General features: G+C 65.6%; 7 protein-coding genes. 4 read left to right on the top strand and 3 right to left on the bottom strand.

Going from position 1 to position 9,750, the window contains the following annotated elements; genetic code table 11:
* Window positions 1-613: 613 nt before the first annotated feature.
* The 4 genes from AB0G02_RS20915 (at window position 614) to AB0G02_RS20900 (ending at window position 4,050) form a co-directional block, all read left to right on the top strand.
* Complete coding sequence (locus tag AB0G02_RS20915; RefSeq protein WP_360796928.1) at window positions 614-1,684, top strand: integrase core domain-containing protein; 1,071 nt, start codon at window positions 614-616, stop codon at window positions 1,682-1,684.
* Window positions 1,685-1,901: 217 nt separating this feature from the next.
* Window positions 1,902-2,483 (top strand): helix-turn-helix domain-containing protein, encoded by a 582-nt coding sequence (locus tag AB0G02_RS20910; RefSeq protein WP_360796926.1) that lies wholly within the window; start codon window positions 1,902-1,904, stop codon window positions 2,481-2,483.
* Between the two features lie 102 nt (window positions 2,484-2,585).
* On the top strand, window positions 2,586-3,656 hold the full coding sequence (locus tag AB0G02_RS20905; RefSeq protein ID WP_360796923.1) for an integrase core domain-containing protein: 1,071 nt from the start codon (window positions 2,586-2,588) through the stop codon (window positions 3,654-3,656).
* 232 nt (window positions 3,657-3,888) lie between these two features.
* Complete coding sequence (locus AB0G02_RS20900) at window positions 3,889-4,050, top strand: hypothetical protein (RefSeq protein WP_360796920.1); 162 nt, start codon at window positions 3,889-3,891, stop codon at window positions 4,048-4,050.
* Window positions 4,051-4,081: 31 nt separating this feature from the next.
* Here AB0G02_RS20900 and AB0G02_RS20895 read toward each other — a convergent pair whose 3' ends face one another.
* The 3 genes from AB0G02_RS20895 to AB0G02_RS20885 all read right to left on the bottom strand — a co-directional run bounded on the left by AB0G02_RS20895 (window position 4,082) and on the right by AB0G02_RS20885 (window position 9,585).
* Window positions 4,082-4,951, bottom strand: a complete 870-nt coding sequence (locus tag AB0G02_RS20895) for a hypothetical protein (RefSeq protein WP_360796918.1) — start codon at window positions 4,949-4,951, stop codon at window positions 4,082-4,084.
* 346 nt (window positions 4,952-5,297) lie between these two features.
* Window positions 5,298-7,277 (bottom strand): hypothetical protein, encoded by a 1,980-nt coding sequence (locus tag AB0G02_RS20890; protein WP_360796915.1) that lies wholly within the window; start codon window positions 7,275-7,277, stop codon window positions 5,298-5,300.
* A 325-nt stretch (window positions 7,278-7,602) separates the two neighbouring features.
* Complete coding sequence (locus tag AB0G02_RS20885; RefSeq protein WP_360796912.1) at window positions 7,603-9,585, bottom strand: amino acid transporter; 1,983 nt, start codon at window positions 9,583-9,585, stop codon at window positions 7,603-7,605.
* Window positions 9,586-9,750 lie beyond the last annotated feature (165 nt).

Genomic DNA, 9,750 nt, shown 5'->3' with positions numbered 1-9,750 from the left:
GATGACCACGATCTCGGCCTTGAGGTTGTGCTTGCCGAAAATATCGTCCGTGCAGGTCAGGCTGCGTGGTGGTACTCGTTGAGGATGCCGTCCAGTCGTTGCCGTCGGCGGATGTCGAGGCGGGTGAGGGTCGCCTGATCGGTGACTCGCGGTGGCAGTGGTTGTAGCGGTCGGGCGTTGTCGATGCCCTGTGGGGTGCCAGAACTCTGCACTGAGGCACTGAGCTGCGGTGATCGCACAGAACCAGCCGTAGGAGCATGATCGTGCAGCATGGCGCTACGACTGCTGTACCTGATCTTCGCCCGACTCGGTGACTGGCTGGTTCTGCTCAGCCGGTCCTCCGCAGCCAAGGACGTGGAGTTGCTGGTGCTGCGGCACGAGGTCGCCGTGCTGCGCCGAACCAACCCTCGCCCGCGTTGGGACTGGGCCGATCGCGCGGTGCTCGCCGCGTTGGTCCGACGCCTTGTGCCTGCCGATAACTCCATCCATGCAGGTCAGAAGCGCACTCAGGACACGGGCTCGGGAAGGCCCGCAAGTATGCTGGTGTTCCACGGGCTCGTCGGGCGACGCGGCATGATGACCGGCTGTGCTGCTCCGACTGGCCTACCTCGGCATGACCAACGCGTTCGCCTTGCTGCGCCTGCTGCCCATGAGCGATCGGGACAAGGACGTGGAAATCCTGGCGCTGCGGCACCACATCACGATCCTGGAACGTCAACTGGGTAACGCCCGTCCGCGGTTCTCTCCCGGCGATCGAGCGTTCCTCGCGGCACTGCTGCACCGACTTCCCGTCGACACCCTTCGTCGGCTCCGACTGCTGGTCCGTCCGGAGACAGTGCTGCCATGGCACCGCGACCTCCTCGCCCGCCGCCACGCAGCCAGATCCCGCCCCAAGCGGCCCGGCCGACCACGAACCATCCGCTCGATCCGGCTCCTGGTGCTGCGCCTGGCATGCGAGAACCCCACCTGGGGCTACCGCCGCATCCACGGCGAACTCCTCGTACTCGGCATCAAGATCGCCGCCTCCACCGTCTGGCAGATCCTCAAGGACGCCGGCATCGATCCGACACCTGAACGCACCACGACGACCTGGTCGGCCTTCCTCCGCTCACAGGCCGACGCCCTGATGGCCTGCGACTTCTTCGAGACCTCCACGTTGAGCGGCACCCGTCTGTACGTGCTCGCGGTGATCGAGCACGCCAGCCGCAGGATCCGGATCCTCGGCGCCACCGCGCACCCGACCGCAGCCTGGGTCACCCAAGCCGCCAGAAACCTCGCCATGGACCTCGACGACGCGGGCAGCCCCGCACGGTTCCTGATCCGAGACCGCGACGGCAAGTTCCCCGCCCTGTTCGACACCGTCCTCGCCGACGCCGGCATCCAGGTCGTCCTCAGCGGAGTCCGCATCCCGCGCATGAACGCGATCATGGAACGCTGGATCCGGACCTGCCGACGGGAACTCCTCGACCGAACGCTGATCTGGAACCAACGGCACCTACTCCACGCACTGCGCGACTACGAGCAGTTCTACAACACCCACAGGCCCCACCAAGGCATCGCCAACGCCCGACCACTACACGCGCTGCCACCACCGACCACCGACCAAGCAGCGCTCAGCCGGCTCGACATCCGCCAACGGCAACGACTGGGCGGCATCCTCAACGAGTACTACCACGCTGCCTGACCTGCATGGATGCTATTTTCGGCAAGCACACCGTCCGGAGACGGTGCTGCGGTGGCACCGCGACCTCCTCGCGCGCCACCACGCTGCCAGGTCCCTGTGCCTGCCGACAACTCCATCCATGCAGGTTGAAGCCGTACGTAGTGTGAGAGGCCGAGGTGCTCGTGAGTGCGACTGCAGGTCCGCAGCGTCCTCCGCTGACACGGCATGATGACCGACTGTGCTGCTCCGACTGGCCTACCTCGGCGTGACCAACACGTTCGCATTGCTGCGCCTGCTACCCATGAGCGACCGGGACAAGGACACGGAGATCCTGGCGTTACGGCACCAGATCACCGTCCTGGAACGCCAACTCGGTGACGCCCGTCCACGATTCTCTCCCGCCGACCGGGCGTTCCTCGCGGCACTACTGCACCGACTTCCGGCCGCCACGCTTCGTCGGCTCCGATTGCCGGTGCGTCCGGAGACGGTGCCGCGATGGCACCGCAGCCTCATCGCACGCCGCCACGCGGCCAGATCCCGCCCCAAGCGGCCCGGCCGACCACGGACCATCCGCTCGATCCGACTCCTGGTGCTGCGCCTGTCGCGGGAGAACCCCACCTGGGGTTACCGCCGCATCCACGGAGAACTACTCGTCCTCGGCATCAAGGTCGCCGCGTCCACGGTATGGCAGATCCTCAAGGACGCCGGGATCGACCCGGCACCAGACCGCGCCACAACGACCTGGTCAGCCTTCCTCCGCCTCCAAGCCGACGCTATAGCTGCCGAAAACTCCATCCATGCAGGTCGAAGCCGTGCGTAGCTGAGGCATCGAGGGGCTCCGTGGTGTGGCCACAGGTCCGCACCGCCCTCGGCTGACGCGGCATGATGACCGGCCATACTGCTCCGACTGGCCTACCTGGGCATGACCAACGCCTTCGCGCTACTGCGCCTGCTGCCCATGAGCGACCGGGACAAGGACACGGAGATCCTGGCGCTGCGCCACCAGATCACCATCCTGGAACGCCAACTGGGCAACACCCGTCCGCGGTTCTCGCCCGACGACCGGACATTCCTCGCGGCCCTGCTGCACCGACTCCCCGTAGCCACGCTTCGGCGACTCCGACTGCTGATGCGCCCGGAGACGATCCTGCGGTGGCACCGGGACCTCATCGCCCGACGCCACGCGGTCAGATCCCGCCCCAAGAGTCCCGGCCGACCACGGACCATCCGCTCACTACGCCTGCCGGTGCTGCGCCTGGCACGCGAGAATCCGACCTGGGGCTACCGGCGCATCCACGGCGAACTGCTCGTGCTCGGCATCAAGGTCGCAACCTCCACCGTCTGGCAAATCCTCCAGGACGCCGGGATCGATCCGGCTCCCGAGCGCACCTCGACGACCTGGTCGACCTTCCTCCGCTCACAAGCCGACGCTCTACCGGCCTGCGACTTCCTCGAGACCCGCACCGTGAACGACGCCCGCCTGTACGCGCTCGCGGTGATCGAGCACGCCAACCGCCGGATCAGAGTCCTCGGCACCACCGCGCACCCGACCACCTCCTGGGTCACCCAGGCCGCCAGGAACCTCGTCATGGACCTCGAAGACGAGGGCCGACACATGCGGTTCCTGATCCGCGACCGGGACGGGAAGTTCCCGGCGCTGTTCAACACCGTCCTCGCCGACGCCGGCATCCAGGTCGTCCTCAGCGGCGTCCGCATCCCGCGCATGAACGCGATCATGGAACGCTGGATCCGCAGCTGCCGCCGCGAACTCCTCGACCGAACGCTGATCTGGAACCAACAGCACCTACTCCACTCACTGCGCGAGTACGAGGACTTCTACAACACCCACCGGCCCCACCAAGGCATCCACAACGCACGACCGCTACGCGCCCTGCCACACCCCGTCACCGACCAAGTCGCAGTCACCCACCTGGATATCCGCCGGCGACAGCGGTTGGGCGGCATCCTCAACGAGTACTACCAGGCCGCCTGACCTGCACGGACGACATTTTCGGCAGGTACAGGGTTCCAGAAGCGTCGAGCGGGCGAACCGTGCTTGTCGACCAGCTGCGCTGTCGGATACGCATAGCGTGGCAGGCGATACTCCGTTCGGGCGGTCGGTACTTCACCCCCGGTACAGGCGGTTGAACCTACGGAGTCCTCCGGCACCGCGGTGGTCACGGGGAGGCGGTCCGGCCTCGCCCGGCCGGCGGCATGATCGGTGCTTGACTCCCGGTCGTAGTAGCTTCGCCCGCCGGGACCACCACGCGAAAGCCGCGGCCCGGCTGGTGGTGCACCACGACGCGACCCGGCTGCCCTCGCCGGCCCTGTCCCTCGCACTCGCCGACTACTTCCGGGTGCCGCACGTCCGATACGCCGCCATGTAGGCAACCGAGCACTTTCGGCTCAATAACTTGGTCAACCCAAGCTGAAGCCATCTTCGATCATGGCCAGGAGGCTTTTTGTGGTGGCGACCTCGTTTCCGCTGACAATAGTTTGTGCTTCTACCGCGTGCCTCAACTTGTTGAGCCTGACTGTGGCGACGAGGGGGCCACTCCGCGTATCGTCATCGAGTCTTCGAAGTCTCTGTTCCGCCGCATACAGCACGGCAGCCACCCACTTCTGCCGATAGCATGTGGGGTCTCCTAGTTCGGGTACCTCATCTAGCAGACGCGGGAATCGGGCCACGTAGAAGGCGAATGCGGAGCGGTCGTCCCCGCTCCCACCGCGTAGCGCGAGTTTGATCCAGTCACGCGCTTCCTCCAGTGGCACGGACCTTCGCCACCGGTATAGGTACCGCACGATGGCGTGGTATAGTAGCGTTTCGTCGGATATTTGTGACTTGCGAATGTTTCGTGCGATCTCAAGTTGCTGCTGGCGGATGGTGTCGTCCGGGAGGTCTTGACAGTTGGCGGCGTATATCAGAAAACTGACCAGACCCTCCATCGGGGGCAAGTCGTCGGAGCGCATCAGGTGACCCAGGACAGCTGATCCCAGGTGGTACATCCTCAGGTCGTGTCTGTTCTTGGTGAACCGGAGAAACATCACTTCCGACCCTTTGTCGGGTAGATCGTCCACGCGCAGAGTGACTTCGTCTACGGCGGTCACGTCGATGCTGCGGCAGATCGACTCCCAAGCCGACTCTCCGAGCACGGTGCGCCAGAGCGATGCGGTGGAGAGCCACCAGTCGTGCCCGTGGCCCTTGGGAACGAGTTCAGCGAAACCGACCGAGCCGGAATCGCACGCCAGGAGCCGCAGCAGGACGAGGTTGGCCGAGTAAGCTGCCATCTCACGGACTCGGTCGACGGGCAACGGACGGTAGGCGCTGTAGGTTCCTGTGGTCGATCGGGAGCGGTATTCGTGCAGTAGGCGGGTCAATGTATCCGAGCACCTGGTCCGCTGTTCGGCACTCATGTTGGCGAACAGCTCACGTATAAAGGTCACCGTAGTGCGTCGAATGGTTAGTGTCTGGTGACTCAGGAAAGCGAACAGAAGATCGTCATCGAATCTGCGCTTACCTGGGTGAAACCTCTTGGCGCTCTCGACTATGTCGACCAGGGTCTTGACACAGAAGTGGGCGACCAGGTACTCACCGAAGGTTGCGTGGAGGAATTCAAAGGCGCGGCGCGCCTCGTCACCGCGATGCGCGTCCGCTTCGGCCGCGTAGACGAAGAAGAACCGTCCGATGGTCTCCCGGCCGGACCCTGGACTGCACGGCGGTGGTGTTGCCGTCGGGGTGGTCGTGGCTAGTGAGCGCGATCAGGTCGGAACCGAGCTCGTGGTCCCGGATGTGGAGTCGATCCCGGTTGAACATGGCGAATGCGGTGATGCCAAGGCGCCACATCTGGTCCTCGACCTGTTCCCCGAAGACGGGATGCTCGGCGTCCGCCGTCTTGGTGACCTCTCGCTCCACGAAACTGGTAAGAATCCGTTCGTAGAACAACGCTCCGGACAGACTCGGACCAAGTTGCTCTGCGTCAGGATCGGCCGCGTAGAGGGCAAGCATCAGCAGCAGGAGCGGCTGGGAGGACAGCTCGCGGACTTCTAGCACGGGCCCGACCGCCAGTTCTCCCATGTGTCCGTTATCGATGGCATCCCGGTTGTGATCTCGCCAGATCGAGAGCCATCGTGCGATCTGCTCGTCGTCGAATCCTTCGATCTTCACGACCGTGGTAGTCGGAGAGATCAGCACCCGGTCGGCGACGACGGTGCGGGAGGTGACGATGAATGCCACCGGTCGGTCCTGGGCCGCCTCCAGCCGTTGAAACTCCGCCACTTGTTGGAGATAGGACGCCCGGCCGGTTGACGAAGCCTGGAGCAGCTCGTCGAGGCCATCGAGAATGACGACGCGGCGAGCGTAGTCGTCCTCGTCGTCCAGGTCGGTCCACCTGGCCCGACGGTTGGTGGCGATGTCGAGCGCCTGCTGGATCTGGTCGAGGATTGGAGCGTGCGCGTCCACACGGCGCAGCGGGACGCGGACCGTGATGTATGAGCGGTCCGGAAGGCGGGCAGCCAGCACCCTAGACAGTAGCGACTTCCCTGCACCGGGATGTCCGAGCACCAGCATCGGCTCATACACACTCTGAGGCGAGACCAAGTACGACGCCAGGAAGACGTCGAAGTCGTCTGACACCGGCTGCTGTTCCCACCACCTTTCGTCGGCGGGCTGTGCATGCGCGGCGGATGCCCACTTGAAGCGGGGGTTCTGGTAAATCTGCTCGACGCTGGGCAACTCCACCGGTCCGATGTGTTCGAGCATCCGGTTGGGAATGATCGGATCGGTCAATGCTGAGCGATTGGCGCGGTTGACGCTACTGCGAGCCTTCGTCGATGGGTCTGCCCGATTCCCGGTCAGCCGTTCGAGGATGTCATGGAGCCTGCCCAACGCCCCGGATTGCGTCTCGATGGCCTCACGCAAGTCGCTGTGTGCCTCGTGGACCGTCTTTTTGACCACGACGTTGGTGGTCAGAGTCGCCCAGAAGTAGAACTCCGGTACTTCCTGGGCCAGCTGAAGAAAGTAGCTCGTGTAGCGCTTTAGCGCTAGGCGCGGTACCACATGGAGTTCGGCAGCGATATCCCTGCGCGCGATGAGTTGCCGCCACACCTTCAGTCCCCGGAGGAAGTCGAGGACAGCATCGGCGAGCCTGCTGTAGAAGGCGGACAGCTCTTCGGTGTCCCCCACGCCGCCGCTCGCCGGCACGGGCACATCGGTGTTCGTGAGCAGCGCGACCAGCTGCTCAGCGTTCCCGTGGTACTGCTTGCCAGTCGCGAGGACGACCTTCTCTTGCTCCGTCAGCGCGATCTCGGCTGAGTCTACTTTCCCGAGTTGCTCACGCATCACGTCGAAGAACGCTGAAATTACGATGACACTGTGCGCGGCGGTAATCAGCTCGTGCCGCTCGAAACCACCGATACCACTAAATCGTTTGACCACCGCGTCGAGCAACCCACGCGTGCGGGAGATCGCCTCGTTCTTCTGGTCGACGCACCCCCATGCAGCGGCGAAAGGGCTTGGCAGACTGACCAAGATCAAGCCACCGAGCAATTTGTCTATCCGCTTGAGCGCCGGTTGATCCGACTTGCCCAACAGACGTAACGCGCCCCTGTAGGTCAAGGGTGGAGCATTCCTCATATCGGCCCTCTTCGAAGCGCGCTGGCAGCACCATGTCCGAACCCTCGACAAGCCTGCCAGACATCGCGAAGCGCGGCAATGCGGCGGATGCAGAGGGCGGCATGGCAATATCATGCCTTTGCGGTCTCCTCCGTAAGCGAGGTCGCCGAACTCACGCATCATCCGCACTAACCTCGCCTCGTCCGGCGTCGTGATCGTTTAAGAGGTCCGGGACCACCACGTGCCCGCCGACACCGCGCCCGCGTCCGGCCGACCAGTCCGCGGTCACGGCTTTTCGCGATACTCGACCGCGCCGGTCGAAGGCCGGCTAACCGCCGACGTGGATGCCCGGGCGGCGTTCGAGGTCGGGTTCGCTGGAGCGGATGATCTCCCGCACCACCGGCGCGGTGTCACCACGACCGAGGAGCAGGTAGCGGAACAGGTGGCCCAGGGGGTTGCCCTCGCTCCAGGCGAAGTGGCAGTGCGGGCGCACGCCCGTGCTGTCGCGCAGGGCCAGCAGGATCGCGGCGATGGCGTTGGGCGCGGCGGGGCTGTCCGCGCGCAGCACCCGGTGACCGTCGACCTCGACACCCCGGACTTCGAGCGCCTCGCTGAAGTCCGAGGGGTCGACCACGTCGATCTCCAGGAACAGCACGTCGGCGTGGCCGGGAACCGGGTTCGCGCCGCGTTGCTCGACCTCCTTCTCCGCGTACTCCGCGGCGTCCCCCGCCTGACGTCGGTTGGCGATGAGGGTGAGCGCGCCGTCGTGGGCGATGGAGTCGGTGACGAAGCGACGGGCGGCGTCGTCGAACTCGATGTGCTCCACCCGCAGCTCGGTGGTGCGGCTGATGCGGGAGACCAGGGAGATGGCGATGATGCCGAGGATGAAGAAGAACGAGATCGTGATCCCGTCGGGCTTCTCGATCACGTTCTCCACCAGGGCGTAGACCATGATCAGGGTCAGCACGGTGAACGCGATCGCCGCCCTCCTCCGCCGGGCACGCGCGACGGACAACGTGACCGCGGCGGAGGCGGAGACCATCATCGCCAGGATGCCGGTGGCGTAAGCGCCGGCCTGGGCGTTGACGTCGGCCTGGAAGACGACGGTGATGAGGATGCAGACGGCGGTGTAGACCAGCACGACGGGTCGCACGGCCCGCGACCAGTCCGGCGCCATGCCGTAGGAGGGCAGGTAGCGGGGCACGATGTTGATCAGACCGGCCATGGCGGAGGCGCCGGCGAACCACAGGATCAGGATGCTGCTGATGTCGTAGGCGGTGCCCAGCCACTCGCCGAGCAGCTCGTGGGCGAGGTAGGCCAAGGCGCGGCCGTTGGCCTCGCCGCCGGGCTGGAACTGCTCCACCGGCACCAGGACCGTGGTCACGAAGCTGGTCGCGATCAGGTACACGCACATGATCAGCGCGGCGGTGGTGAGCAGCTTGCGGGTGTTGCGGACCCGGCTCTCCAGCCGCTCGGCCTCGGTGCGACCGTCGGCGGCCACCAGGGGCATCATGCTGACACCGGTCTCGAACCCGGACAGGCCGAGCACCAGCAGCGGGAACGCCAGGACAGCGGGTCCGACGATGCCGAACAGCCCACCTCCACCGGAGGTCAGCGCGTCGAGCCAGCGGTCCAACACGACCGGTCCGGAGATCACCTCCAACACCCCGGCGACCACCACCACCGCGTTGAGCAGCAGGAACACCGCGACCAACGGGATGGCCACGCCGACGGCCTCGCTGAACCCGAGCAGGAACACCCCGCCCAGGATCGCCAGCAGCACCACGGTGACCAGGACTTCATGCCCGTGCAGGAACGCGGGCACGTGCGGGTTCTCCAGCGCGTGCACCGTGGCGTCGGCGGCGGACAGGGTGATGGTGATGATCCAGGAGGTGGCCACGAAGCCGAGCAGGACCAGCACGAACAACTTGCCCCGCCAGAACGGCAGCAGATCCTCCAGCATAGCGACCGAGCCCTGGCCGTGCGGGCTCTCCTTGGCCACCCGCCGGTACATCGGCAGCATCCCGAACAGCGTCAACGCCACGATCAGCAGCGTCGCCAACGGCGAAATCGCACCGGCGGCCAACGCCGCGATGCCGGGCAGGTAGGACAGGGTGGAGAAGTAGTCCACCCCGGTCAGGCACATGACCTTCCACCAGGCCGTGGGCTCGGTGTGCTGCCCGGAACCGGCCGGCCCCACCGGCTGGACCCGGTGCTCCAGCAACCACCGCCCCAACCGGGACGACGGCGCGGGCGGTCGAACCGGACTGTCCACCCGTTCGGGGACAGCGAACTCCGGCGTGTCGGTCATCGCAGGGTCTCCTGTTGTGATCACTTCATCGGGTACAGCATGCGGCCACCGCGCACCGGGTGCGTGGCGACGGACCGGACGGCGCAGGGCGGTCCGGTCCGGCTCACAGCGGCAGTCAACATCCCGCCGGACGCCGACGATGTGAAAACGAGCGCTTTCCCACGT

The sequence above is a fragment of the Actinosynnema sp. NPDC023658 genome, assembly GCF_040639995.1.
Lineage (GTDB): Bacteria > Actinomycetota > Actinomycetes > Mycobacteriales > Pseudonocardiaceae > Actinosynnema.
Note: the sequence above shows the minus strand (reverse complement) of the source record. Positions and strands in the feature narration are given on the sequence as shown.